Annotated in this window: 25 protein-coding genes and 1 pseudogene; 10 read left to right on the forward strand and 16 right to left on the reverse strand. The window is 73.2% G+C overall.

The annotated features are described in order from the left end of the window. Positions 1-63: 63 nt before the first annotated feature. Both IF30_RS0128585 and IF30_RS0128590 read right to left on the reverse strand, forming a co-directional pair. Positions 64-924, reverse strand: a complete 861-nt coding sequence (locus IF30_RS0128585) for a PHB depolymerase family esterase (protein WP_324605659.1) — start codon at positions 922-924, stop codon at positions 64-66. 721 nt (positions 925-1,645) lie between these two features. Continuing rightward, positions 1,646-2,818, reverse strand: coding sequence for an FAD-dependent monooxygenase (locus IF30_RS0128590; protein ID WP_030243798.1), 1,173 nt, complete (start codon positions 2,816-2,818; stop codon positions 1,646-1,648). A gap of 250 nt (positions 2,819-3,068) precedes the next feature. On the opposite strand from IF30_RS0128590, the gene IF30_RS0128595 reads away from it, so the two are divergent. Beyond that, complete coding sequence (locus IF30_RS0128595; protein WP_051711407.1) at positions 3,069-3,668, forward strand: TetR/AcrR family transcriptional regulator; 600 nt, start codon at positions 3,069-3,071, stop codon at positions 3,666-3,668. A gap of 106 nt (positions 3,669-3,774) precedes the next feature. Here IF30_RS0128595 and IF30_RS48795 read toward each other — a convergent pair whose 3' ends face one another. Then, positions 3,775-4,185, reverse strand: coding sequence for an MFS transporter (locus tag IF30_RS48795; protein ID WP_030243801.1), 411 nt, complete (start codon positions 4,183-4,185; stop codon positions 3,775-3,777). Then, complete coding sequence (locus IF30_RS0128605; RefSeq protein ID WP_030243803.1) at positions 4,134-4,715, reverse strand: NADPH-dependent FMN reductase; 582 nt, start codon at positions 4,713-4,715, stop codon at positions 4,134-4,136. Before IF30_RS0128605 ends, IF30_RS48795 begins: the two co-directional genes overlap by 52 nt. Positions 4,716-4,854: 139 nt before the next feature. Here IF30_RS0128605 and IF30_RS0128610 point away from each other — a divergent pair, with 139 nt between their 5' ends. Further along, complete coding sequence (locus IF30_RS0128610; protein ID WP_030243805.1) at positions 4,855-5,520, forward strand: TetR/AcrR family transcriptional regulator; 666 nt, start codon at positions 4,855-4,857, stop codon at positions 5,518-5,520. A 228-nt stretch (positions 5,521-5,748) separates the two neighbouring features. Further along, complete coding sequence (locus tag IF30_RS0128615) at positions 5,749-6,279, forward strand: GNAT family N-acetyltransferase (RefSeq protein WP_030243806.1); 531 nt, start codon at positions 5,749-5,751, stop codon at positions 6,277-6,279. Between the two features lie 18 nt (positions 6,280-6,297). On the opposite strand, the gene IF30_RS0128620 is transcribed toward IF30_RS0128615, so the two are convergent. The 5 genes from IF30_RS0128620 to IF30_RS0128640 all read right to left on the reverse strand — a co-directional run bounded on the left by IF30_RS0128620 (position 6,298) and on the right by IF30_RS0128640 (position 11,949). After that, positions 6,298-6,513, reverse strand: a complete 216-nt coding sequence (locus tag IF30_RS0128620) for a hypothetical protein (protein ID WP_030243808.1) — start codon at positions 6,511-6,513, stop codon at positions 6,298-6,300. A gap of 388 nt (positions 6,514-6,901) precedes the next feature. Next, entirely contained in the window at positions 6,902-7,834 is a 933-nt protein-coding gene (locus IF30_RS0128625) for a hypothetical protein (protein ID WP_051711409.1), read from the reverse strand. A 229-nt stretch (positions 7,835-8,063) separates the two neighbouring features. After that, positions 8,064-9,461, reverse strand: coding sequence for a condensation domain-containing protein (locus tag IF30_RS0128630; protein ID WP_030243811.1), 1,398 nt, complete (start codon positions 9,459-9,461; stop codon positions 8,064-8,066). Between the two features lie 617 nt (positions 9,462-10,078). Continuing rightward, positions 10,079-10,759, reverse strand: a complete 681-nt coding sequence (locus tag IF30_RS0128635) for a response regulator (RefSeq protein WP_051711411.1) — start codon at positions 10,757-10,759, stop codon at positions 10,079-10,081. A 17-nt stretch (positions 10,760-10,776) separates the two neighbouring features. Next, the gene (locus tag IF30_RS0128640) at positions 10,777-11,949 is read right to left on the reverse strand and encodes a sensor histidine kinase (protein WP_199807945.1); all 1,173 of its coding nucleotides are present in this window, start codon (positions 11,947-11,949) and stop codon (positions 10,777-10,779) included. A 243-nt stretch (positions 11,950-12,192) separates the two neighbouring features. On the opposite strand from IF30_RS0128640, the gene IF30_RS0128645 reads away from it, so the two are divergent. Then, the gene (locus tag IF30_RS0128645) at positions 12,193-14,388 is read left to right on the forward strand and encodes an MMPL family transporter (RefSeq protein WP_037901503.1); all 2,196 of its coding nucleotides are present in this window, start codon (positions 12,193-12,195) and stop codon (positions 14,386-14,388) included. A 114-nt stretch (positions 14,389-14,502) separates the two neighbouring features. After that, positions 14,503-15,078: a hypothetical protein gene (locus IF30_RS0128650; RefSeq protein WP_063752815.1), complete on the forward strand. Its 576-nt coding sequence runs from the start codon at positions 14,503-14,505 to the stop codon at positions 15,076-15,078. 223 nt (positions 15,079-15,301) lie between these two features. On the opposite strand, the gene IF30_RS0128655 is transcribed toward IF30_RS0128650, so the two are convergent. Next, positions 15,302-15,895, reverse strand: coding sequence for a DinB family protein (locus IF30_RS0128655; protein ID WP_030243820.1), 594 nt, complete (start codon positions 15,893-15,895; stop codon positions 15,302-15,304). 280 nt (positions 15,896-16,175) lie between these two features. On the opposite strand from IF30_RS0128655, the pseudogene IF30_RS49715 reads away from it, so the two are divergent. Together IF30_RS49715 and IF30_RS0128665 are read left to right on the forward strand one after the other, a co-directional pair. Continuing rightward, positions 16,176-16,378 (forward strand): annotated as a pseudogene (locus IF30_RS49715) (TetR/AcrR family transcriptional regulator); the annotation flags it as partial. Between the two features lie 157 nt (positions 16,379-16,535). Beyond that, positions 16,536-17,093, forward strand: a complete 558-nt coding sequence (locus tag IF30_RS0128665; RefSeq protein WP_051711412.1) for a hypothetical protein — start codon at positions 16,536-16,538, stop codon at positions 17,091-17,093. Positions 17,094-17,237: 144 nt separating this feature from the next. Here IF30_RS0128665 and IF30_RS0128670 read toward each other — a convergent pair whose 3' ends face one another. Beyond that, on the reverse strand, positions 17,238-18,404 hold the full coding sequence (locus IF30_RS0128670; RefSeq protein ID WP_030243825.1) for a damage-control phosphatase ARMT1 family protein: 1,167 nt from the start codon (positions 18,402-18,404) through the stop codon (positions 17,238-17,240). A gap of 577 nt (positions 18,405-18,981) precedes the next feature. Between IF30_RS0128670 and IF30_RS43995 the strand changes: the two genes are divergently transcribed. The 3 genes from IF30_RS43995 to IF30_RS44000 all read left to right on the forward strand — a co-directional run bounded on the left by IF30_RS43995 (position 18,982) and on the right by IF30_RS44000 (position 20,236). Beyond that, positions 18,982-19,371 (forward strand): peptidoglycan-binding domain-containing protein, encoded by a 390-nt coding sequence (locus tag IF30_RS43995; protein ID WP_051711414.1) that lies wholly within the window; start codon positions 18,982-18,984, stop codon positions 19,369-19,371. 81 nt (positions 19,372-19,452) lie between these two features. Further along, the gene (locus IF30_RS42110) at positions 19,453-19,833 is read left to right on the forward strand and encodes a hypothetical protein (RefSeq protein ID WP_051711416.1); all 381 of its coding nucleotides are present in this window, start codon (positions 19,453-19,455) and stop codon (positions 19,831-19,833) included. A 31-nt stretch (positions 19,834-19,864) separates the two neighbouring features. Further along, a complete protein-coding gene (locus IF30_RS44000; protein ID WP_158835536.1) occupies positions 19,865-20,236 on the forward strand; it encodes a peptidoglycan-binding domain-containing protein in 372 nt (123 codons plus the stop codon). Positions 20,237-20,380: 144 nt separating this feature from the next. On the opposite strand, the gene IF30_RS0128695 is transcribed toward IF30_RS44000, so the two are convergent. From IF30_RS0128695 to IF30_RS0128715, 5 genes are all read right to left on the reverse strand, one after another. Next, on the reverse strand, positions 20,381-21,154 hold the full coding sequence (locus tag IF30_RS0128695; protein ID WP_030243830.1) for a methyltransferase domain-containing protein: 774 nt from the start codon (positions 21,152-21,154) through the stop codon (positions 20,381-20,383). Positions 21,155-21,495: 341 nt separating this feature from the next. After that, the gene (locus tag IF30_RS42115; RefSeq protein ID WP_037901506.1) at positions 21,496-22,008 is read right to left on the reverse strand and encodes a hypothetical protein; all 513 of its coding nucleotides are present in this window, start codon (positions 22,006-22,008) and stop codon (positions 21,496-21,498) included. Between the two features lie 236 nt (positions 22,009-22,244). Further along, positions 22,245-23,468, reverse strand: a complete 1,224-nt coding sequence (locus IF30_RS0128705; RefSeq protein WP_051711420.1) for an ROK family transcriptional regulator — start codon at positions 23,466-23,468, stop codon at positions 22,245-22,247. Positions 23,469-23,748: 280 nt separating this feature from the next. Further along, complete coding sequence (locus IF30_RS0128710; RefSeq protein WP_078891796.1) at positions 23,749-24,981, reverse strand: trans-sulfuration enzyme family protein; 1,233 nt, start codon at positions 24,979-24,981, stop codon at positions 23,749-23,751. 125 nt (positions 24,982-25,106) lie between these two features. Further along, positions 25,107-25,517, reverse strand: a complete 411-nt coding sequence (locus tag IF30_RS0128715) for a hypothetical protein (protein WP_051711422.1) — start codon at positions 25,515-25,517, stop codon at positions 25,107-25,109. Positions 25,518-25,716 lie beyond the last annotated feature (199 nt).

A 25,716-nucleotide genomic window follows, 5' to 3' on the forward strand; every position in this document is an offset into this window, starting at 1 on the left:
CCGGCCTCGGTCCACCCCCGCGGTGATCCGGCCCAGGGACCGCTGATCCCACTCGTACGCACCCTAAGGTGCCAGGCCCATGAACTTGAGGGCCAGCAGTGCCATGCCGGGTTTGGGCAGCTCGTGGCCGTACCCCTGGAAGCTGTTGGCCTCGACCGGTGGTCTCGGGCCGGCGCTACCGTAGCGGGTCCGTGTCCAGATCGGCTGGGGCTGGTCGGTGAGGACCGGGGTCTGGCTGACACCGAGGACGTCGGTCCACTGTTTGATCTCTTCACCGAGATTGTGGTGGTCGAGGGCGGTGTCCTGGGTGCCGTGCCACAGTTGGACCCGCGGCCGGGGCCCGTGGTAGCCGGGGTAGGCGGCGCGGACCAGGTCGCCCCACTCCTGCGGGGTCTTGGTGATGTTGCCCGTGGAGCAGTCACTGTTCCAGCCGCGGAAGGTGCCGGTGTAGAAGCAGTGGTACGGCACGCCCATGAACGCCGCTCCGGCTTTGAACACGTCCGGGTAGTCGGCGAGCATGACGTTGGTCAGCATCGAGCCGGAGGAGATGCCGGTCATGTAGACCCGGTGCTGGTTGGCGCCGCGGTTCGCGATCTCCCATCGCACCATGGACATCACGCCGGCCGGGTCGCTGGAGCCGTCGTGCTTCAGCGCGGCGTCCGACGCGACGTCCCAGCACTTGATCTCACCGGTGATCGAGGGGTAGACCACGATGAATCCGTACTGGTCGGCCAGTGACGCGAATTCGCTGCCGTTGAACATGTCGGGGCCGGAGCCGCCGCACCAGTGCGCGGCCACGAGCACTGCCGGATGACGGGGCAGCTTGGCCGGCACGTACTCGTACATCCGGAGGTTCGTGGGGTTGTAGCCGAAGTCGTCGACCTGGGTCAACGTCGCCGCGGACGCCGGTGATGCGAACGCCACGCCGCCCGCTATGACGCTCAGGGCCACGGCCGTCGCTGTGGCCGCCTTCGCCAGCCACCCTCCGATCCTGCCGACGTGGGTCGCCCGCGCCAGGCCAGCGGCCGCAGCCGCGGCCGCGGCCGTGAATCGACGTCGTCGTCTGCTCATGGTTCCTCCAACGTGCGGATTCGTCTTACGGGAGGCGCTGTCCGCCGATGCCTGCTCGGTGTGGCCGGATCAGCGTCGGATCCTGAGTCGCAGCCCGCGTCGGGCGCCGTGAAGGCGGCGCTGCCCATGGGCTGTCCGACCGTGGCACATCAGTCGGGAGGCATGCTGCTCGCTTGGTCTGCACCTTGCCGCGGCGATCCGGCGGCGAGCGTTGGCCCCACTGCAGCGGCCCTTCTTCATCGAAGTGTCGAAGCGCTTGAACGTGCCACGAGGCTAGCGACACACCTTGCCGTTCGACAAACGTTTCGATGAATCAAATCCTCAGCTTTCCAAGGTCGTTGACGGACCGGGTGCTGCGTTCCGAGCGTTCGAAGCGCTTGAACGCTCCACCTGGCGGGGGGATCGTCGCGCGAGTTCCCCGCTCCTGCCCGCCGCCGAGCGGGTGCTGTCCCGCAGCCTCGCGCCCCGGTGGACAAGCGCATCGACGACCTCATCGACAGGCGCATGGCTCGATGATCCGACTCACCGCCCCCACGAGAACCGCCCGTTGGTCACGACTCGATCCGCGCCCTGGCTACGCGGCGGGCTCCACGATCCGGGGCGGGGTCCAGTCGGCGTGCCGCAGGACGGTGCGGACCATCGCGCCGGGCGGGGTGAGGCGGATGGCTGCGTTGCGCAGACCGACCGCGAGCGGGTTGGCCAGCTGCTGGCCCATCCGGCCCGCACGGCGGGCGTCCCGGGCCACCGCCTGGCTGCGCGGGCGGCGCACCGCGTCGTACTGGACCAGCCCGCCCTCGACCGTGCGGCTCCCGGCCAGCGTCGCCGCCAGGGTGACCGCGTCCTCCAGGGCCTGGCAGGCGCCTTGGCCGAGGTGCGGCGTCATCGCGTGCGCGGCGTCGCCGAGCAGCGCGACCCGGCCCGCCGCGTACGAGGGCAGCGGGGTGACCAGCTCGTTGATGTCGTGGTGCAGCACCGCCTCGGGGCGGGTCGCGGCGAGCAGCGACGGGACCGGCTCATGCCAGCGCGCGAAGCGACGGCGGACCTCGGCCAGCGGATCCCGGTAGCGGACCCCGGCCGGGGCGTTCAGAACGGCGTGCCACTCGGCCCGGCCGTCCGGGAACGCGATGTGGCCGAACTCGGCGCCGCGACCCCAGGTCAGCTCGAAGTCGGCGGCCAGGCCTTCGACCGGGTGGGCGGTGATCGCCCGCAGGACGGTCGATCCGCTGTACACCGGGCCGGGGTGAGCGGGGAAGAGCCGGCGTCGGATGCGGCTGTGGATGCCGTCCGCGGCCACCACCAGGTCCGCGTCGAGGGTCGTGCCACCGAAGCGCACCCGGGGGCGGCCGGGGGTGCCGTCCAGCTCGGCGGGCGCTCCGCCGGCCACCAGGGCCCCGGCGGGCAGCGCCTCCCGCAGGATGCGGTGCAGGTCCGCGCGCGGAATGCCGACGATCGGGGCGCCCAACTCGCGCTCCAGGGCCCGGCCGTCCATCGCCGCCAGCCGTCGGCCGTCCGGCGTGCGGGTGCCGCCGGTGTACTGGCGGCGCGCGGCCGCCCCGACCCGCTCGCCGACGCCGAGGGCGGCGAGCGCGCGCATCCCGTTGGCGGCCAGCGAGATGCCGGCGCCGGCGTCGTCCAGGACGGCCGTCCGCTCGACCACGGTGACGTCCCACCCCGCCAGGCGAAGCCCGATCGCGGCCGCCAAGCCGCCGATCCCGCCGCCGACCACCACCGCGCTGCTGCTGCTCATACCCGGTCCTTTCCGTGTCGTGTCGCCGTTTTCTACAGGTGTAGAAGGAGGGTACTCGGGCTCAGCTCGCGGCGATCAGCGGGGTGGGTTCCCGAGGCGCGGGCCACTGCACGGGTGCCCGGGGCGGGCGAGCACGGGCATGGTGTCGACCGGGCGGCGCCCAACGGGCCGAGGGGCGCGACCCGCACCCGGGCACGTTCCGCCGGGGGCGGTCGGTGCCGGTGGAAACCGGTGCCGGTAGAAAGGGGGCATGCGGAGAGACGAGGGGCAGGGCGCGCGGCGGCCGGATCGGCGGACGGTGCTCGCCGACGCGGCGATCGGGGTGCTGGCCGACGCCGGCGTGCGAGGCCTGACCCACCGAGCCGTCGACGCGGCGGCCGGGCTGCCGGTCGGCACCACCTCGGCCTACCTGCGGACCAGGCAGGCGCTGCTCACCGCACTGGTGCGTCGGCTGGTCGAACTCGACCAGGCCGAGCTGCAGGCCGCCGGAGAGCGCACGCCGGTCCGATCGGCGGACGAACTGTCCAGAGGAATCGGCGAGTTGATGCGCCGGCGGCTGACCGGCGAGGGGCGGCGGCGCTCGCTCGCCCGCTACGCCTGCGCGGTGGAGAGCGTGCGGGACCCGGAGCTGCGGGAGATCCTCGTCCCCCGGGAGAACGCGGGCCGGGCCGCCGTCCGCGCCTTCCTCGCCGCGCAGGGGGTGCCCGACCCGGACGGCCGGACCGCCACCCTGCTGGCCTGCATCGACGGCCTGGTCTTCGACCGCCTGGTGGGCGGAGGAGAGGTCCGGGCCGAGGAGATCGACGGGCTGGTGGCGGCCGCGCTGCGCCCGGCGGCGGGCGGCGCCTGAGCGGTCAGGCACCGCCCGGCGCGGTCCGACTCGGCGGCGTGGCCCACCATGAGGACGCCGAGGGTGCCGAGGGTGCCGAGGGTGCGATGGAAGCGCGCCTGGGCGCTCAGGCCCGAGCCGGTGAAGGTCTGGGCAAGGTGGGGACCTGTCCGCACAGGTGGAGGCGGCGGGTGCCGAACCGTCCGCTCGCGCGGGCGGTGACCGGGGTGACGGTGGCGAGGGCCAGGGTGTAGGCGGTGGCGACCAACTGGATGGTGGCCGGCGGGGCACCGAAGTCCCGGGCGAGGCGGTTCAGGGCGACGTTGACGATCGTGGTGTCGAGGACGGTCATCAGCGAGCCGAGGACCATGACGGCGGCCAGGGCTGCGGTGCGCGGGCCGGGTGCGGCCGCCGCTGGGCGGGTGGTCGCCTCGGCCGTGGCCGGCTGGGTGGCGGTGCTTGTCGTCTCTGCCCCCCGGGCGGGGTTCAGACGCCGTACGGGCGGGCGGTGCGGGCGTCCCGAAGCGCGTGCGCCCACCAGGTGAGCTGGTCGAGCATGCCCTTGGCGGCGCCGTTCTGGACGGTCGGGTCGACCGGTTCGCCGTCCTCGCCGAACAGGCCCCAGACGTTGTGGAAGCTGACGGTGTCGCGGACGGTGACGGCGTGGAGCTCGGCGAAGACCAGCCGGAGCTGCTCGACCGCGCGCAGCCCGCCGCCGAGGCCGCCGTAGGAGACGAAGCCGACCGGCTTGGCCCGCCACTCGGCGCCGTGCAGGTCGATGGCGTTCTTGAGGGCGGCCGGGAAGCTGTGGTTGTACTCCGGGGTGATCACCACGAAGGCGTCGGCGGCGGCCAGCCGGGGCGAGAGGGCGGCGTGCCGCTCGGCCTGCTCGGAGGTGGGCTCCTCGCCCACGTGGGCCAGCGGGTGCTCGGCCAGGTCGACGACGTCGATGTCGAGGTCCGCTCGCTGTCCGGCGGTGCGGACGAACCAGTCGGCGACGGTGGGCGCGAACCGGCCCTGCCGGGTGCTGGCGATGATGACGGCGACGCGGAACGGGGTCTCGGACATGGCTGTCTCCAGGGGTGGGCTGCTGTTCTGTGACCGCCCGTCCGGACGGCACGTCAGGTAAAGTACAACGTGTATGGCAGTGAGTACAACGGTGGCTGTAACTTTTGGGAGGAGCCGCAATGAAGACGAAGGAGAGCCCATGACCAGCCGGCAGGAAACCCGGGACACAGCGGACCGGCCCCGCCGGGGACTGGCCGAGAAGCGACAGGCCATCACCCGGGCCGCCCGCACGGTCTTCGGCCGGGACGGCTACACCCGCGCCAGCATCGACGCCATCGCGGCGGAGGCCGGGGTGTCCACCCGCACCATCTACAACCACTTCACGAGCAAGGACCTGCTCTTCCAGACCGTCATCCGGGAGAGCGCGGCGCAGGTCGCCGACGCCCAACTGGACATCATCGAGCGCCGGCTCGGAAAGGTGACCGACCTGGAGGCGGACCTCACCGCCTTCGCCCTGGCCTGGGTGACCCCGCTGACCGAGTTCGCCGACCACTTCGGGCTGGTGCGCCAGATCAACGCCGAGGCCCGGCACCTCCCCAAGGCAGCCCTGGACGCCTGGCAGGAGACCGGGCCGCGCCGGGTGTTCGCCGCCCTCGGGCGCCGGTTCGGGGAACTGGCCGACGACGGGTGGCTGGAGGCACCGGACCCAGGGCGCGCAGCCACGCACTTCGTGCTGCTCACAGCAACGGACGTCACCCAGCGTTCGTACTGGGGCGCGTACCCGCTGGACCGGGCTGAGACCGAGGAGATCGTCGTCACCGGCGTCCGGGCCTTCCTCCGCGCCTACGCGCCACCCCGCCGGTGACGCTGCCGCACGCCTCGAAGGCGGTCGGCCCCGGGTCACGCCGGGGCCGACCGGCGGTCCCGGACCTTACGGGAGGGTCCGCACCTGATGGTGGGCGCAGCTTCGTCTCGGCGGTAGCCGAACTGCGGTGTCGCCACGACCGCCGACCAGCTCGGGGCGCTGCGACGGGCGGTGCTCGGCCGGGATATTCGCTGGTCGCCGCTTGTTGATGGTGGTCATACTGCCGCGATGGATCCAGTGACCCTTGAGACCGACCGTCTGGTGCTGCGGGCCTTTGCAGCTGCGGACGTGGATGCGGTGTACCAGGCCTGCCAGGACGAGGACATCCAGTTCTACACCCCGGTGCCGGTGCCGTACCGGCGTGCGGACGCGGAGAAGCTCGTCAACGAGAAGCTGCCCGCCCAGTGGGCCGAGGACAGCGACTACACCCTCGGCGCGTTCCGCAAGGACACCGGCGCCCTGGTCGGCTCGTTCTGCCTGACCCTCATCAGCCGCGGCGTCTGGGAGCTCGGTTACTGGGCGGTCAAGGAGCAGCGCCGGCGCGGGTACTCGGTGGAGGCCGCTCGGGCCCTGTGCGACTGGGGCTGGGCCACCCTGGACGTGCACCGCATCGAGTGGTGGGCCATGGCCGGGAACACCGGCTCGCGCGCCGTCGCCGAGAAACTCGGCTTCACCGTTGAAGGGACACTGCGCAATCGCGGCATCACCAACGATGGCAAGCCGCACGACTGGTGGGTGGGCGGACTGCTGAGGCCCTGACACTCGGGCCCGAGCCGGTCAGATCTGCCGGTCCGGATCGGAGAAGGTCAGTCCGCCGGCCGCGAGCGGAGGCCGGACCAGGGCGGGGACGGCCACGGTCTCGCCGGGCGGCTGGCGGAAGTCGGCGCCCTGCCCGACCGGAGGCAGCCGGTGCCCACCGCCCTGGAAGGGAAGAGGCGCATCGGCGGCGGACTCGGAGAAGGCAGGCAGCGACAGGCTGCGGCGGTCAGTCATGATCACCAGTCTGGCAGCCCGGGCGGGCAAGGTGGACCAGATCGCAATCCCCGGGGGTAACGGTCCGGCCATGCCTGCAGGGCCGACGAGGACGGCCCGGGCCTTCGCAGGGCTCGTCGGCCATGCGCTCATGCCGAGGTCGGCGAGCCGGCCTTCGTGCCGCAGCCGCTCGCCGAACCGCTGCGGGCCGAGTGAGCCGATCCCTGCCCCGGTCACGAACCAGCGTTCCCAGCCCGCCGAGCCGTGCTGCGGGCAGCGCTCATGCGGAGGCACCCCGGAGCATCCGCTCCGAGGGCCCTTGATGCCCTGGTCCATCAACGGACCGACGACCCGTCGCACCGGGGGCGCGGGCCCGACCGGCTCACCGGCCGGGCCCGCGCTCACGCCATCAACCGTGCGTGACGCACTTGTTGGCGCTGTTCGACCAGAGGCCCTGGACGTCGAAGGTGCCGGTGCTCAGGGTGAGGTAGGCGTCGAGCTGGACGCAGGCGTCGCCGATCTCGCCGCCGCCGCCGTTCCAGCCGGTGCTGGGCCAGAAGTCGGTGACGGTCTCCGCGTACTCGTGGGTCTCGGTGGACTCGATGCCGGAGAGCAGTCGCCCGTCGGTGAGGGTGGTGCAGGCGCCCGCTCCGCTGTCCGGGATGTACGGCAGGTTGGTGTAGGCGAGGGTGCCGTACGAGGAGCTGGTCTTGTCGTGCCAGGCGCAGAAGCCGCTGTTGGGGAACCCGTCCGGGTGGGTGCCGGTCGGTGAGACGATCACGTACTGGGCGTTGAGGTTGGGCGCCTGGGTGGTGTTGCCGAAGTGCGCGGCGGCCTTGGCGGCCTCGGCCGCGAGCTGGGCGGCGGTGGCGCTGCCCGGCGCGGCGGCGGCGTTGTCGAACCAGGCGCCGGCCAGCGGGGAGGCGGCCGGGTGGTTGACGTGGATGCCGCTGGTGCCGCAGGTGGTGGTGCCCTTCGGGACGCCCTCGCAGTACTGGTCGAGGATGGTGCCCCAGGTGTCGCTGCCGCCGTAGAGGCCCTTGAACATGTTCTGCATGTCGGGGGCCACCCCGGCGGGGTCGGAGGACCATTGCGAGCCCCAGAAGACCAGGTAGACCTTCGGGGTGGGCGAAACGACGCCCTGGCTGGCGCTGGAGCCGACCGCGAGGGTGTTGGTGCGGCGGGCAGGGGGCTGCGACTGGCCCGCGTGGGTCAGCGGTTTGACGCCGCGGTGGGTGTTCCCGTGCGCCTCGGCGCCGGTGGTGAGCGAGGTGGTGACGAGGGCTGCCAGGGCCAGGGCGACGGTGGCGTGGGCGATCGCCCTGATGGGGGACACGCGCATCTGGTTCCTCCCGAACGAGGGTGTGGGGGGCGGGAGTCACCCCAGCATCCGGGAGCGGTGCACGTCCATGAGTCGGGCAGCGCGGAGGCGAAGATTTTGCGGTGCCTATGCCAAAAGGCAACAGTAAGCGTCGCGTTGACGCGACGCCCCGGAGCGGTCTGCTGGTGCCCGGGGCCGTCCGCGGTGTCGACCGGGTCGGCCCGTGAGCCGCGGTGCCGCTGACCGCCGGTCATGGCCGACGTGCCGCCGAGATGACGATGTCCCGCAGCCGCTCGGTGTACAGGCGCATGTTCTTGCCGGCGATCTCGGTGTCCGGGTGGCGGCTCGCGAACCACAGGCCCTCGTGCAGCCGGTTGACCCACGCGCACACCTGGTCGCCGTAGGACACCCTGACCAGTCCGTAGGCGTTCCACTCGGTCCACAGCTCGGAGCCGGGCAGGCCCCGGGCGTCGATGAAGGACACGATCGAGTACAGGTCGGGAGAGGTGGGGCGGAAGTCGGTGCCGAGCAGCCGCAGCACCCGGGCCAGGGGCAGCCGGGCCAGCGCCCGGTTGGCGCGCAGTTCGTCGCGTACGGCCGCCAACGCGCCGGGGAAGTCCAGCGTGGGTGTCAGCGGAACCTCGATGGGGGCGCCGCCGACGTACCAGCCCACGGAGTCCGACCAGCGGGACTTCGTCCGGGTGTGGAACGGCACCACGGTGCGGTAGACGGATGCGCCGCCGATCTCCTGGACGATCATGCTCGTGGCCGCCAGCACCCCGACCAGTGAGCCCCCGTACGGCCGGCAGTACGTCTCGAACGCGGCGGCGGTGTCCGCGTCGACGAGCATCTCGCGCGCGAGCCGCTGGGTGGGCAGCCCGGCGCCCGGTTCCAGCCCGAGATCGAGGGGGAAGGCGGGCAGCCTCCCGTCGCAGCGGCGGATGAACTCCCGCCAGCGGGACACGATCGCGTGGGCCCCGTCGATCCGGTCCGCGTCCGCCCGCTCCAGCTCGCAGAAGTCGACGTAGCTGCCGGGCGGGGCGCACCCCGCGTCGCGGCCCGCCCCGCCCGCCGCGTACAGCTCGTTGATCTCGGCGGGCAGGCGTTGGAGGGAGTAGGCGTCGACGTTGCTGTGGTCGAAGGCCGTGTACACGCTGGTGGAGTCCGGCCGGACGACGGCCGCGTAGACGAAGTTCGGCCAGCCGAGGGCGTTGGCGCCGGCGTCGAAGCGCTCCCGCAGGCAGCGGACCAGTTCCGCCGGATCGGTGAAGTCCCCGAGTTCCGTCCGGTGCAGCGACACTTCGTCGGCGTCGAGGGTGAACCGACGCAGCTCGTCGCCGCCGGGACCGGTCCAGCGGAAGCCGCTGCGCAGCGTCTCGTGCCGGAGCGTCCAGGCTTGCAGCGCGCCCTGCAGCACGTCGAGATCGACCTGCTCCGGGATGTCGAACGCCGCACCGAGCCACGTCGGGACGGACAGGCCGTCGTCCGACACCGATCTCGCCGTGCGGATGTGCGACTCCTGGATGTACGCCGGGGGCCGGGCGTCCTCCGGCAGTGCGGCGGCCGCCGCCACCGTCGCCGGGCTGAGCGTGAACTCGACGAGCCGTCCAAGCCGGACCTCGCAGCGTTCGATGTCGGAAATCCGCACGGGAGGCTCCCTCGTGGCTGGTCTCGGGTACCCGATCGGGTGCTACCCCGGCCCAACGAGGAAACCCGGGGACAGGAAACGGCCTACCCGATGAGTCAAGTCGATCGAGTGCGATCGAGCCCGACCGGGTCGGGCCTCCTTCTCGTACACGGGTGAGTGCCGGTCGGCGGAGATCCGCGACAGCCCGTCGCAGGCAGTCGCCGAGGAGGAGTCCACCGAGGCCCGCAGGTGCGGCACGGCGGCGGACCTGCCCGGCCGCACCGTCCTGCCGTCAGCACGCTCGGGGCGGTTCGGCCTTCCGTGCGCGTTCTCGTACCAGGGCTCGGGCCCGCCCGAGCGAGCCGACTGACGCAGCCTCAGTACGAACTCGCGGTACCGGGGAATTCCGAAAACGAAAGGAGGATGTACGGCGTCCTTCGGGCTCGGGCGATTCACCCACCGCCCGGCGCGCGCTGTTTCGTCGCGCTCGCCGGGAGCTTCCTGCTCCTCACCGGTTTCGTTCCTCCCGCCCAGGGCCGGCGACGACCGTGGCCAGCGGAGCGCCGAGGGCGTTGGCGCCGGCCGGGAGGCGAGTCCGGCGCCGCAGCCAGTCAGCCGACCGAACGGCTTGGTCCCGGTCAGCCCGTGCGGGCCGTGACCAGGCCGGTCTCGTAGGCCGCGATCACCGCCTGGGCGCGGTCGCGGACACGCAGCTTGGCGAACAGCGCGGTGATGTGGTTCTTCACGGTGGAGACGCTCAGCTCCAGCTCCGCGGCGATCGCCGTGTTGTCCAGACCGGTGGCGATCAGGCGCCAGATCTCCAGCTCGCGGGGCGTCAGCCCCTCGGCCGCGGGTGCGGCGGCGGGGGCGGTGGCGCGGGCGGGCTGCGGAGACCGGACGTAGGCGGCGATCAGGCCGGTGAGCAGGCGCGGTGCGACGGCCGCCTCGCCCGCGTGGACGGTGCGGATCGCGGCCGTCAGCTCCTCCGGCGAGACGTCCTTGGGCAGGAAGCCCGAAGCCCCGGCGCGCAGGGCGGCCACCACGTACTCGTCCAGGTCGAAGGTGCTCAGCGCGAGCACCCGGCAGCCCGGCAGTTCCTCGGCCAGCCGGGCGGTGGCCGCGACACCGTCCAGCACCGGCATCCGGATGTCCATCACCACCACGTCCGGCCGCAGCTCGCGGGCGAGCGCGACGGCCCGCTCGCCGTTCTCCGCCTCGCCCACCACCGCGAAGCCGGGGTCGGGTGTGAGGATCAGTGCGAGGCCGCGCCGGACCAGCGGCTGGTCGTCCGCGATCAGCACGGTGATCCGTTCGGTCATGCTCGGGGCCCCTCGGGTCAGGCGGTGGGTGTGGTCTCCAGCGGGAGCCGCCCGCAGACCAGGTAGCCGCCGGCCGGCAGCGGGCCGGCCGTCAGGCTGCCGCCGTGCAGGGCGACGCGTTCGCGCATCCCGAGCAGACCGTACCCGGCCCGCCCGGCCGCCCCGCCGGGGGGTGCTGCGGCCGGGCCGCCCGCGCCGTCGTCCCGCACCTCCACCAGCAGCTCGTCCGGCCGGTAGGTGAGCTCGACCACCGCCCGGGCCCGGCCGGCGTGCTTACGGGTGTTGGTGAGGCCCTCCTGGACGATCCGGAACACCGTCAGACCCAGTGTCGGCTCCAGCGGCCGGGCCTCGCCGACCACCCGCAGGTCGGTCGGCAGCCCGGCCCGGACCGAGTCCTCGACCAACCGGCCGAGCTCGCCGACCCCGGGCTGCGGGGCTTCGGGGGCTTGTGGTGCCGCCGGGCTGCCGGGGCCGCCGCCCGGCACCGGCTCGTCGTCCGCCCGCAGCACGTCGAGCAACTGGCGCATCTCGCGCAGGGCGAGGCGGCCGGAGGACTCCAGGGTGACCAGGGCCTCCCAGACCACGTCGGGGTCGCGGCCGAGGTTGGCCCGGGCGCCGCCCGCCATCAGCTGCATGGTGGTGATGTGGTGCGCCACGATGTCGTGCAGCTCGCGGGCGATCCGGCGCCGCTCCTCGGCCACCGCGCGCTCGGCGAGCAGCCGCCGGTTGGCCTCCAGCTGCTGCTGCCAGCGCCGCACCGCCACCGCCACGACGGCCACCAACGCGGGCGCCACCGAGTTGGTGAGCGCGTCCGGCCAGGTCAGGCCCCGCCCTTGGGTCTGGGTCAGCGTCGTCGCCAGGGCCGTCCCGGCGGTCGCCGCGACCCCGACCGCCGGGCGGCAGAACCGGACGGCCGAGTAGAGCGCCACGGCCGGCACCGCCCCGAAGTGGGTCGGCTGCGGCACCGACAGGTCGAACCCCGCCGAGACCAGCAGCACCGCGCCGAGTACCGGCACCGGCCACCGGCGCCGGACCAGCAGCGGCACCGCCGCCAGCATCAGCAGCAGGTATCCGGACACGCTGACCGGCAGACCCTCACGGGAGTTGCCGAGCGAGTACCCCAGCAGGTCGACGGCCGCGACGCCGACGGCCACCAGGGCGTCCGAACGCGTCCACGGAGCCTTGTCCACTATTCCCGTCTCCTGTCCTTCTGTCCGGTGTCGGTCCAGTCTCCCAGGGCCCGGGTGGCCCGGGCCGCGCCGGGAGGAGGGCTTTCGACCAGGACCAGGGTCCTGGTCGGCCGCCCGCACCCGGTGCCAGGGGCCCGGCGGCGGATCATCCGTGGCCAGGACGCGACCGGGGGTGGCGGGCTGATGGTCTTGAAGCGGCCCGGGACGACCCGGTGTCACCCCCGTCGCCATTGGAGAACCACCGTGATCCGCGCCCTCACCGGGTACTCGACCCGGCACCCCTGGAAGGTCATCATCGTCTGGGCCGTGCTCGGCTTCACGCTGATCGGCGTGAGCGGGACACTGATGTACCGCGTCACGCAGAACCAGACCGGCGACTTCCTGCCCCGCAGCTACGACTCGGCGGCCGCGCTGCGGATCGCCGAGGACAGCTTCGGTGTCAAGCCCGACACCGACGCCGTCACCGTGCTGGTCGCCCGTACCGACGGCGCCCCGCTCGGCGAGGACGACCGGCGGCGGATCACCGCCACCGCCGGGAAACTGGCCCGGCAGCGGGTCGCCACCCCCAGCGCGGCGGACGGCTCCCCGGCCTTCCTCGGCGAGGACTACTCGCAGACCCCCACCCTCACCCCGGTGATGCTCGCCCCCGACGGCCGCTTCCAACTGCTCTCCGCCGGCCTGGTCGGCAACGCCACCGACCCGGCCCTCCAGCGCACCTTCAAGGTCTTCCGTGACTCGGCCCGCACCGAGTTCGGCGCCCAGGGCCTGCGCACGGGCTTCACCGGCGGGCTCGCCGACACGGTGGACGCCACCGACGCGGACGAACTCACCACGAAGATCAGCGGAACGCTGGTGCTGGCCCTGATCGTGCTGCTCAACGTGCTGGTCTTCCGGGGCGTGCTGGCCGCGGTGCTGCCGCTGATCGCCGTCACCCTGATCGGCGGCGCCGCCGCAGGGGCCGTCGTCGGCACGGCGCTGCTCACCGGCATCAAGCTCGACCCGAGTACGCCCTCACTGATCCAGGTCGTGCTGCTCGGCATCGGCACCGACTACCTGATCTTCCTGCTCTTCCGCTTCCGCGAGCGGCTGCGGGCCCGGCCGGAGGCCGACCGCAAGGAGCTCGCCGCCGAGACGACCGGCCGGGTCGGCACCGCGATCACCTCGGCCGCACTGACCATCGTCGCCGCCTTCGCCACCCTCGGGGTGGCCGGCTTCGGACAGTTCCGGGTGCTCGGCCCGGCGATCGCCGTCTCCGTCCTGGTGATGCTGCTCGGCAGCCTCACCCTGATGCCCGCGCTGCTCGCCGCCTGCGGTCGGAAGATGTTCTGGCCCTCCCGTGCGCTGTGCCTCGAACCTCGGCCCGGCCTCGCCGCCCGCCTCGGCACCCTGACCAGCCGGCGCCCAGTCGCCGCCGCCCTGGGCTCCTTCGCGCTGCTCGCGCTGCTCGCCGCCGGCCTGATCGGCATCAGGATGGACTACGGCTTCGGCGCGGACGGTCCCAAGACGGCCGCCACCGCGACCGCCGCCGAGATCTCCCGCGCCCTCCCGGCCGGGGTCTCCGACCCCACCACGGTCTACGTGACGGCCGGGCCCGACGGCTCCGCCCTCGACGCGGGCCGGCTCGACCGGCTGGGACGGGCACTCGGTGCGGTCGCCGGAGTCGGCCAGGTCGGTGCCACCACCCTCTCCCCGGACCACCGCGCCGCCCGGATCGACCTCTACCTGACCGCCGACCCGCAGTCCCAGCAGGCCCGTGACGTGGTCGGCGGCCCGCTGCGCGCCGCCGTCGCGGCCCACACCCCCGCCGGGCTCACCGCCCACGTCGGCGGCACGGCCGCGGTCCTCGTGGACGTGGCCACCGCCGTCGACCACGACCTGCGGATCGTCTTCCCGGTCGCCGCCGCACTGATCGCGCTGATCCTCCTCATGCTGCTGCGCAGCCTGCTCGCCCCGGCCGTCCTGCTGGTCTCGGTCGGCCTCTGCTTCGCTGCCACCCTCGGGGCCTCGACCCTGGTCTTCCAACACGCCGCCGGCCGCCCCGGCGTGGCCTTCACCCTGCCGCTGGTCCTCTTCCTCTTCGTCGTCGCCCTCGGCACCGACTACAACATCCTGATCACCGACCGGATCCGCGAGGAGATGGCCCTCCCCGGCCCGGCCCGCGCCGCCGTGGCCCGTGCCGTCCGCCACACGGCCCCCGCCATCGCCACCGCCGGCCTCGTCCTGGCCGGCTCCTTCGCCACCCTCGGCGCCACCCCGGCCAGCCGCCAGGTCGGCTTCGCCACCGCGCTGGGCATCCTGCTCTCGGCGTTCCTCCTCTCGATGGTCCTCGTCCCGGCCCTGGCCGCGCTGCTCGGCCGCAGCCTCTGGTGGCCGCTGCGGCCGCGCCCGACGCCGGAGCCGGCGGCTTCCGACCGCTACCGCGAGCCGGTCGGCTCGTAGGCGGTCGGCCGTGTAGGCGGTCGGCTGGTAGGCGGTCGGCTCGTAGGCGGTCGGCCCTGTGCGCGAGGGCAAACGGAGACACGGCTGTCGGAGGGCGTGGCTACGATGCCGGGCATGGGCTACACCACGACATTCACCGGTCGGATCGCCGTCGAACCGCCGCTCAACGGACATGAGATCGCCTACCTGCGGAAGTTCGCCGGCACCAGGCGCATGGACCGTGACAACGGCCCCTACTACGTCGGCGGCACCGGCTTCCTGGGGCAGGGACACGACGGGGACATCCGCGAGTTCAACACTCCCCCGACGGGCCAACCCGGCCTGTGGTGCAAGTGGGAGCCCACGGACGACGGGGCCGCGATCGAATGGAACGGGCACGAGAAGTTCTACGACTCGTCCGAGTGGATGGCCTACCTGATCGGCCACTTCCTGAAGCCCGGAGCCCATGCCCAAGGCGAGCCCGGGTTCGGGAACTTCACCTTCGACCACGTACTCAACGGTGTGATCGATGCCCAGGGCGAGGAGTCCTGGGACACCTGGCAGCTGCTGGTGCGCGACAACGAGGTGACCGTGTCCGGGCCCGTGGAGCCCGAGACGGTGTGGCTCTGCGGCGGCTGCGTCACGGCGATCGCCGATGAGGGCACCGTCTGCTGCCCGGGGTCGGAGCCGATACCGGTGTACGCCGAGTAGCGTTTGCCGGAGTACCGAAGTCCGAATTGCCTTGCCGTCCTGACGCCGGCCCGCGATTGCGGGCCGGCGTCAGGGCAGGGGAACCGGAAGCGGCGGCGGGCGATCGAGGTGCGGCGGCTTGCTGCTCGCGCCGCGCCGGACGCGGACCGGTGGGAAGTGACGGGTGGGGGTGGGCAACAACGCGAGCTGCCCATGGCAAGCCCCCTCCCCGAACGAACTCCGTTCAGCTCGACTTTGTTTGAGCCGCCTTTGCAGTCGCCTCCAGCCTGTTCCAGTACTCCCGGTACCAGGCCTCGTCGCCGCCATCCATGTTGCTGTTGGTCTCCCGCAGGCCGGTCTTGCCGTCGATCAGCTCGCGGACGATGTCGGCGTGACCGGCGTGCCGATGCGTCTCGGTCGTCACGTGCAGCATGATCCGCTGAAGCGTGGCGTCGCCGTTGTCTCCCCACCACTCCACGTGGCCCATCGCATCGAGCGGCAGCGCCTCGATCGTCGCGTCCGCGTGCGCCCAGGCGCGGTGGTAGAGGCCGAGGATGTCCTCGCGCGACTCGTCGGCGGTTGCCCACATGTCCGAGTTGGGCTCCGCGCCCTCCTCGTGCCAGGGGAGCGGCTCGTCGTGCGGGCGGCCGAAGGTCGGGCCGAAGTACCCGAGTTCGACGCTGGCGAGGTGCTTGACGAGGCCGAGGAGATTGGTGCCAGTCGGCGTCAGGGGGCGGCGGACGTCGTACTCGGACAATCCGTCCAGCTTCCAGACGACGGCTTCGCGGGCCCCTTTGAGGTAGCGGTGCAGGTCGTCTTTAGGGTCATTGGGCTTCATGGGACCGAGTCTCGCACCACCTGCTGACAGCGGACTGATTTCGAGTCCACTGGGCTGACGCGCCGTCAAGGTGACGGTGGTCGCAACTCACCGGCCGGGATGCGTTGAACCAGCCGTGGACAGTGGCGTCGAAGCAGGTTCGTGGGACGCCGGGTTGGGGTCGTTGCACGGGCGGGCGGCGGACGTCTGGCGGTTCGCCGGTCTTGGCGGTCAGGCGCGCAGGACGACCGAGTCCCCCACCGGCACCGAGTCTCCCGCCGCCACCACCCAGGAGAGCGCCGACGCCCGCCTGGAGACCCACCTCGCCGAACACCGCCACTGGGCAGCCGACCACCCCGCCCACCAGCCGCCCTCCGCCGCGCCCTCCACTTCTGAACCCGCCCCCACGGCATCCTCTCCCTCGAACTCGCCGGCCACTTCACCGGCATGGGCTTCGACCCGGCCCTGCTCTACGACGACGACCTGCACCACCTCACCCGGTGAGTGCCCGCCGCCCCGGGCCGGCGGCTCCGCGCCGTGTACGCCCGGCTCCGCCGCGGGCACTGCTACGTCCCGCCGGCATCCCACCGACCGCGACGGCCGGCACCGACGGACCCCGGCGTAGGCTCTCGGCTGATCACAGCCGTCACGAGAGGCAGACATGGGCCAGAAGATCATCCGGTTCTCGGACCTGACCGGTACGCACGTGGAGGACGAGAGCGACCTGGTGCGCATCGTGGTGCACCAGCACCCCGACCTGGAGGACGGTCCGGTCGAGATCGAGGCGCTCAGCAGTGAGCTGGGTGCGGTCGAGGACCTGGCGCTCGACCTGGTGACCATCGAGCTGCACCACCCCGACGCCGACGGGCCGGAGACGGTCGTGCTGGAGGCCGCGGCGTTCGACCGGCTGGCGTCCGCCACCCCGATGGCCGAGGTGCTGCGCGGCGCCAAGAAGGTGGCCCGCACCCTCCCGAGCCAGACCGCGGTGCCGGCCGGCGCCAGGGAACGGGTCAACTACGCCAGCCTGGAGCACGCCGGCAGGCCGCACAAGGGCCGCACCACCGACGCCGAGAAGCAGCTCGTCCGGCAGCACCTCGACGAGATCAACGAGCGGCTGGCCGCCGAGGGCGTCCGGACGATCGACCTGGGCAACGCCGAGCACGTGGCCCGCTACGGCCTGGAAGCCCTGGCGCAGGAACGCGGTGTGACGCTCGGCTGATCCGGGGCGCAGCGGATCGGGGCCGGTGCAGCCACCGCTGTGCCGGCCCCTGGCCGTCTCCCCGGCCCCCGGCGGCGAGTGGACCCCCGGCGACAGGTGGTCACAGCGGCGAAGCCGGCGGATGGCATCCAGCCGCTGCGACGGTCACCGCCGAGGGTCGACCTGGATGACGGCGTGCCGCCCGCTGGTCCGCCACGGACCGCCGGTGCCGTCGAGCCGGGCGACGGTGGCGGCGTCGATGCCGACGACGACGTCCGACTTGAGGGTGCGCAGGGCGGCCAGGGCCGACGGAAAGTGCCCCGTGACCTCGGCGAACGGGGTGGTGGGCGGCCAGAGCCGGTCGCCGGCCAGGCGGCGGTAGTTGAGGTCGCCCTTGAAGACCGTCAGTGCCGCGTCGGCGAACTCGGCCCGGAGGTCGGCGGGCATGCCGTGGAACGGCAGCGGCGCGCAGAAGAACGGGTGGGTGCGGACCACGAGCGTGCCGCTGCCCATCGCCCGCCACAGCCGGTCGCCGATCGCTGCGGCGGCCGGTGAGGGCGCGGTGCGCAGGCGTCCGAGCGCGGCGAGCACGTCGGCGGTCGTCGCGTCCGACACGAAGTACGGCTGCGGCTTCACGAACAGCGCGACCTGCGCCGCGAGGCCGCGCACGAGGAGGTCGTCGATCAGCACGAGGTCCGGCAGCAGTTCCCGGCCCGCGTTGTCCGCGACGACGCAGACCCGCCCGCCCGCAGCCCGCTCCAGCACGGACCACAGCAGCGCGCTGTCGTCGGCGACCAGGTCGGGGGCGGCCGGCCCGTCCGCCTGCGCGGTGATCCGGAAGCTGAGGTCGGCTCGGTTGCCCCACAGTGCGGACGACAGCAGCGCCTCGGCCCGCCGGCGCTGCGTCAGCCCGTCGAGCCCGCTCAGCGCGGCCAGTTCGTCGTCCACCGCCGTCCCGGCCAGCTCGGCGGCCTTGAACGGCGCGAACGGGTCGACGCCCTGCCACGCGCCGGACCCGAAGTAGCCGGTGGCGTCGAGCAGCCTGCGGTAGAAGTAGCTCTCCGCCCACAGGAACGGCGCCTCGCCCCAGGGCTTGCCCCACAGTCCCTCGCCCCACTCCAGCCACCGGGCCGCGTCCGGGGCGTCGGCGCGCAGCGGTTCCAGGACGCCACTGGTGCTCTCCTCGAGCAGCCGCTCGACCGCCGCCCGCTCGGCGGGGCCGTACGGCAGGGCGTCGAGGACCTGGCGTACGAGCGCGGGATGGCGTTCGTGGAAGACCCCCCAGGCGAAGGACCCGGGGACGTCGCTGCGGATCACGGGAGCGTTCGGCACGGTGTGGGGCTCGTCCTTCTCGTCGTCACCAGGCGGACCGGCCCCGACCTTACGCGAGCAGCGGCACCGGGCGGAGGCCCCGGCGGCGGAAACCACCGGGTGCTGCTGCCGGAGCACGAGACGGGCACGGTCGCGGCCTGGCCGGCCGGGCGACCGGGCGACCGGGGCGGGAATTGAGACGTCTCAGCTTCACCTCCCAGCCGTGCCTCCGGTCAGCGCCGGGCCGCGCGTTGGGACGGGCGGTGAGACGGCATGGGACGAGGTGGGACGGCGTGAGACGGTCTCAGGCCCCGGGAGAACAGGAGCGCGCCGGGCCGTCGATGGCTAGGCTCCCGACCAGCGGAGGCCGTGATCAAGGCTCCGCCCAACCGAAGTGACGCCGCGCCAGGACGGGCACAGCTCCCCGTCCCGGCCGTGCCGCGCGCCCCTTGTGCGGCCGGTCGCGTCGTACCGGCCGGCGTCGTCGGGGCGTCGCCCCGTCCCCGGCCGGGGCAGAGCGCCGCGCGGCCGCAACCCGATTGATCCGCCGGTGCGCCCCGCCCGGTGCGAACCGTCCGTACCCTGTCGAGAGGACCACATGATCAAGAAGTCGATCGGCCGCGGCCTGGTCGCCGCTGCCGCCCTCACGCTCTCCACCGCCGCGCTGGCCGGCACCGCGCAGGCGTCGACCACCGCCCCCTGGCTCGGCTACAACCACACCACCTCGGGCACCGGGGTGTGGTGCGTGCAGCACCTGGTCAACGACTACCTGCGGCTGAGCGGTGAGGCGACCATCCTCGAGGACGGCCAGTGGGGGCCGAACACCGACAGCGCCGTGCGCGACTTCCAGCAGAACGTCCTCGGCAGCAGCCAGGCGGACGGCGTCGTCGGCCCGAAGACCGGCAGCAAGCTCATGAACTTCGACTGGCACGACTCGTACGCCGGGCCCAACGGCAGCTGCCTGCCGTTCATCCCGACCACCAACTGACCAGCCGGCTGCGAGAAGCCGGAAGGAACCCCCGTTCCCGCCGAACCCGGCGGACGGACACCCCAGGGACAGAGGAAGACCATGCGCAACGGACTCAGGAAGTCTGCGGCGACCGCCGCTGTCGGCGTCTCCGCACTCGCCATGTCACTGCTCGGCACCACGGGGGCACACGCCGATTCCCAGGACGGCTGCCCCTACCCGTACGTGTGCATCTACAACGGCCCCTCCAGCAGCACGATCGTGGCCCAGTTCCGGGACATCACCTCCTACTACCAGAGCACGTACCACGGCCCGGGCTTCAGTGTCGTGAACACCCGCAACCAGGACACGGTGTGGCTGCGCATCAACTACGGGGCCGGCGACACCTACACCTGCCTCTCCAACGCCAGCCACGACCAGAACAGCATCGGATCGCTCGGCACGCTCACGGGCATCATGATCAGCTCCAACACCAGCTGCTGAGATGCGGCTCCGACAGCATGGAGGTGACGTCATGAGGACAGGTGCGACGGCGGCACGGATGGCCGCGAGTGCGGTGTTGGCGCTGTCCGTGGTCGTCGGCCTCGGCGGAACGGCCCAGGCGTCCACGACCGCCCCCTACCTGCGGACGGGGTCGTCCGGGCAGCCGGTCAAGTGCCTCCAGGCCTTCCTGAACCTCGCGGGACTCGGCCACCGGATCGCGGTCGACGGCGACTTCGGGCCGGACACCGAGGGGTTGGTCGAGGACTTCCAGCGCGCGGACGGCCTGCCGGTCGACGGCATCGTCGGTCCCCGGACGGGCACCGCGTTGTGGAACTACTACAACACGTACGTCTACCCGCGCGTCATGGACTACTGCTACGACTACCTCCCGACGCAGTCCTGAGGTCCCCCCGCTCCGCGACGACGGCACCGCCCCGGACGGGCGGTGCCGTCCGCGAGCGCCGGAGCCGGGGTGCCGGAACGCCACCCCGGCTCCGAATCCCTTGTCGAGTTCCGCCAACCGCCCCCGCGGTCACCCCTACCGCGGCTACGGCTTCCGCGCCTCGATCAGGAACCGCGCCGAGTGCGCCACGAATGGCCCGTCGGCGCGGATCCGCTCGTCCAGCTCGCGCAGCCGGTCCCGGTGGGCGGCCACGGTGAAGCCGGGAACCATCCAGATCACCTTGCGCAGGAAGTACACCACCGCGCCGATGTCACGGAACTCGATCCGCAGCCGCTCGGAGCGCAGGTCCACCACCTCCAGCCCCGCCTCCCGTGCCTCGGCACTCTCCACCTCGGGGCGGCGGCCCGCACGCGCCTCCGGCTGCGGGCCGAGGAAGTACTCGACGAGTTCGAAGACGGATGCGGGGCCGACGTGCTGGGCGACATAGCTGCCGCCGGGCCGCAGCACCCGGGCGATCTCCGTCCACCACGCGCGCACCGGGTGCCGACTGCTGACCAGGTCGAAGGCCTCATCGGCGAAGGGCAGCGGCGGCTCGTCCCGATCCGCGACGACCACCGCGCCCAGCGGGTTCAACAGCCGCGTCGCACGGACCAGGTTCGGCGGCCAGGACTCGGTGGCCGCCAGGACGGTCGGCCGGTCCCCGTGCTGCGCCGCGAGCCGCAGCGCGCCGGCGAGCACCTCACCTCCGCCGGTCTGGACGTCCAGGGCCGCCGTCGCCGAACGCAGCCGCTCGGACAGCAGCCGCTGGTAGCCCCAGGAGGGACGTTCTTCGGTCGCCCGGCCGTCCAGCCAGGAGAAGTCCCAGCCGTCCACGGACACGGCCTCGGCCTCGGTGATCAGCTCTTCGAAGGTGCGCATGCCCGCATCATCCCGGCGGGGCCTCCCGCCGGCCACCCGATTCCACGCCGGGTGGCCGGCCGTCGCTTTCCGCGCCGCGCTGGTACCGCAGCACCAGGCCGCCGCACCTCCGGGCTGCCTCCCGCGATCAGTCCGGTCGCGGGCTCCGACGGCGCCCTCGGGCGTTCTCGACGCCTGAGGCCGTGGGGCACCGGCAGGTCGCAGCCGGTCACAGGCCCCGCAGGCCACACCCCGGCAGGTCGCAACCCATGCAGATCACGCCCGGTAGGTCGCAACCCCTGCAGGTCACGACCCGGCAGGTCGCAACCCCGCAGGTCACGCCCCGGCCGACATCGGCCGTCTCAGGCCTGCCAGTGCGGCTTGCCGCTGACCATCCGGCAGTAGATCACCCGGCCACCGGCCTCGTGGGTGCTCTTCCCCAGGTCGGCGTTGCGGCAGAACTGGCCGGCCTCGTAGCAGTTGCCCGCGTTCGAGCGGAGCTCGCACTGGCCGCCGCCACCGGCTGCCGCGGTGTGCTCGCCCTGGGGGTCGGTCGGCGGCTGCGCGGTGGTGGCCTTGGGCTGCGGCTGCGGCGCCTTGGTAGCCGGCGGCTGTGCGGGGACGACGGGTTGCGGCGCCGACGTGCCGGCCGGCGTGACGGGTGCGGCGGGGGCCGGCGCCGCCGGGGTCGTCGGCGCTGCTACGGGCGCGGATGACGGGGCGGTGGTGGCTGCGGGCGACGAAGCCGTCGTCGTGGCACCGTCGCCGGCGGCCGACGGGTCGCAACCGGTCAGCGTCAGTCCGATGGTGAGGACGAGTCCGGCGAATCCGGCCAGGCCGGCCGCCCGGCGGCGGCCGGGTATCCGTGAAGGCATGGGAGGAGGACGCTCCGTTCCGTTTGGATGAGTCGTGCGATTCAAGCAGGGGGCGCACACGTCCCGTGCACCGATTCCCCACTCGTTGGCAGATCGAGACCTACCGACCACCGACCGTCGTCACCGTCCCGGCGGCCGCCGCCCCGGGCGCCGAACCTGCCGCACCCGCCACGCCCGACCCCGCCGTCAGCGAAGCCGCGCCCTCCACGCAACCGTGCCGGCTTCGCCGCCCGTCGTCAGCGCAGCCCTGCCGTCCGACGTTCGAACACCTCGGGGCGGGCGGTGTCCAGCGCCGTGGCGACCGCGCCGAGGAGCACCGCGTCCTCGCCCAGGAGGCTCGGCGCGAGCGTCGGGCGCATCGGGGCGAGGCGGTGCAGGGCCTGCTCCAGCGGTTCCAGGAGCAGGTCCGCGCTGCTGCCGATCCCGCCGCCGAGCACGACCAGGTCCGGGTCCAGCAGGGCGGCCACCACGGCCACGGCGTAAGCCAGTTGCTCCGCCTCCCGTTCGACCGCCCGGACCGCCGCGGGCTCCCCGGCGCGGGCCCGCTCGAAGACCTGCTTCGCCGTCGCCTGCCGTCCGGTGCCTTCCCCGCCGAGCCCGAAGTCCCGGGCGGAGCGCACCACGGCGTCGGCCGCGGCCTGGCCCTCGATGGTCCCGGCGGGCTCGCCCGGCCGGGCGGGCAGCGGTACCAGGCCGATCTCACCCAGCGCGCCGTGCGCACCGAGCAGCAGTTCGCCGTCCTTCACCACCCCGAGCCCGAGGCCGGTGCCGACCAGCAGGTAGGCGAACATCCGGCTGCCCCGCCCGGCGCCGAGGGTGTACTCGCCGAGCGCGGCCAGGTTGGCGTCGTTGGCCACCGACACGGCCGTGCCCAGCCCCTCCCCGATCCGGTCGAACAGCCCGGGCCGGCCCCAGCCGGGCAGGCTGGAGGCGTAGCGCACCCCGCGCCGCTCCTCGTCCCACACGCCCGGGGTGCCGATCACCGCGTGCACGATGTCGTCGGCGGCCAGGCCGGCCTCGGTGATGGCCTCCTGCGCGGCGGCGACGACGGCGTCCGCGACGGCGTTCGCCGAGCGGCCGCGGTTGGCCACGTCCCGACGGGCGACGACCGTACCGGCGAGGTCCGCGACGGCCACCCGGAGCCGGGCCCGGCCGATGTCCACGCCGAGCACGTGCCCGGCGGTCGGGTCGACCTCGTACAGCACGGCGGTGCGGCCCCGTTCGGGGGCGAGCAGGCCGGCCTCGCGGACCAGCCCGGCCTGCTCCAGGGCGGCCAGCGCGGCGGAGACGGTCGGCTTGGACAGGCCGGTGTCCCGGGCGAGTTGGGCGCGCGAGGAGCCGCCGCCGGTGCGCAGCAGTTCCAGCAGCAGCCACTCGTTGTTGCTGCGCAGCCGCTGCCGGTTCCAGGGCACCCCGGGGGCGCCGGCCGCCGGGCGACTGGTCGGCTGGTGGGGGCTCATCGGTTCCTCCGGTCTGGCGGCTCACGGACGTCACTGGCAGGGGCCGGGCACGGCCTGCGGCGCCCGGTGTCGGGCGCCGCCGCCCAAGTATGACCGGTGATCATCCGGTGTTCGCCCGCCGGACCCGGGCCGCTTCACCGTCGGCCATCCGGGCGTCCGCTCCGCGTCACCTGAGCTCTCCCCCGGGCAGGGCGTCCGACGTCCTGCCCGTGCACCGAGCCGCCAGCCGCCAGCCGCCAGCCGTCGTCACCGTCGCGGTCGCCGTCGCCTCCGCCTCCGCTCAGAGCTTCGCCAGCGCCTGCTCGACGTCCGCCCAGATGTCCTCCGGGTGCTCGATCCCGACCGACATCCGCACCGTCCCCGGGCCGATCCCGGCCGCCGCCAACTCCTCGTCCGACAGCATCCGGTGGGACGTGCTCGCCGGGTGCAGCACCAGGCTGTGCACCCCGCCCAGCGACGGTGCCAGCGACGCGAGGCGAACGGACTCGGTGAAGGCCCGGGCCGCCTCGCGCCCGCCGGCGAGGTCGAAGGCGAGGACGCCGCCGTGGCCGTCGGGGAGGAGGCGGCGGGCCAGCTCGTGGTCGGGGTGGGAGGGCAGACCGGGGTAGTGGACGGCGGTGACCGCAGGGTGTGCGGCGAGACGGCCGGCCAGGTCGAGGGTGGTGTCGCAGTGGCGGCGGACCCGCAGGGCGAGGGTCTGCAGGCCGCGCAGGGTCAGCCAGGCGGCGAACGGGTCGACCGAGGCCCCGAGTTCGAGGGAGTACTGCCAGACCTCGCGGTGCAGCTCCTGGTCGGCGAAGACGGCGATCCCGACGAGCACGTCGGAGTGCCCGCCCAGGTACTTGGTCGCGGAGTGGATGACGATGTCCGCGCCGTGCTCGATCGGGCGGCACAGCAGCGGGGTCGCGAAGGTGTTGTCGACCACGCTGACCACGCCTGCCTGCCGGGCGACGGCGATCAGGGCGGGCAGGTCGGTGACGCGGGTGATCGGGTTGGAGACGGTCTCCAGGTACAGCACCCGGGTGTTTGGCCGCAGTGCGGCCTCGACCTCCGCGGGGTCGTCGCCGCTCACGTGGGTGACCTCGACGCCCCGGCGCTCGGCGAGGTCGGCCAGCAGGCCGACGGTGCCGCCGTACAGGCTCCGCTGGGCGATCACGTGGTCGCCGGCGCGCAGCAGGGCGAGCAGTACGGTGTTGATCGCGCCCATGCCGGAGGCGGTGGCGACGGCGCCGGTGCCGCCTTCGAGGTCGGCGACGGCGTCCTCCAGCGAGCGGACGGTCGGGTTTCCGTAGCGGTTGTAGAAGTACGCGCCGTCCGGTCCCTCGAAGGCCTGTGAGAGGGAGTCGCTGGTGTCGAAGGCGAAGAGGTGGCTCTGGTACAGCGGTACGCCCAGCAGCCGGCTGCCGGCGACCTCGCCGAGCGGCGGGTGGACGATCCGGCTCTCGGGGCGCAGCCCGTCCGGGTTCTCGTGGTGCCGGCGGTCCTGGGTCTCGGGGCGGTGGAAGTCGCTCATGCCGCCCATCCTCGGGTGTCGGGTCCACCCCGACCAGGGCCAATCGTGTCCGAGTGGCCCGACCCGGGCGGCCGTTCCACCGCCGCCCGGGTCGTGGGCCCCGTTGGGGCCGGGGCCCCGCTCCGCTACCGGCGGCGGGCGAAGATCCGCTTCGCGGCGTAGACGATCCCGACGATCAGCAGGACGAAGAGGAGGATCACCAGGATGACCACGACCAGCAGGAACTTGCCCAGCTTGGCGAAGAAGCCCTTCTTCTTCTTGCCGTCCTTCGCCGCGAGGTGCGTGGCGTCGGTGGTCGAGGTGGCACTCGCCGCGGCGGCCGACGAGCCGGTCCCCGAGGCGGCCTGCCGGGCGGCCGACGCGGCGATCGGCCCGGTGGCCGCCCCGGCTGCGAGGGTGTCGGCGGTGGTCGCGGAGGCCGCGACGGTTCGGGGTGCGGCCACCGCCGTCGCGCTCGACGCTGCGGCGGTGAGGCCGGCGGCGGCCAGCAGGGCCACCAGGGCGCCGGCTATCGAACGTGCGATCCGGTGAGTCATCGTGCTCCTCGTGCGGGTTTCGGGACAGCGGGGACGGGCGAGGTCAAAGCAATTTCTCATGGTCTGACCAGCCGGTTTCCTCATCTGCGCCTAGTATGCTCGACTACGTTCTACAGCGGTGTAAAAGTTTCGCGACGGGCCTCGCCCGGATCGGCTCCGGCCCCGGGCCCCGCAAGCCCACCGCTCCGACGGGGGCTCC

Origin of the sequence: Streptomyces sp. NRRL S-350 (assembly GCF_000719705.1) — a bacterium.
Classification (GTDB): Bacteria; Actinomycetota; Actinomycetes; order Streptomycetales; family Streptomycetaceae; genus Kitasatospora.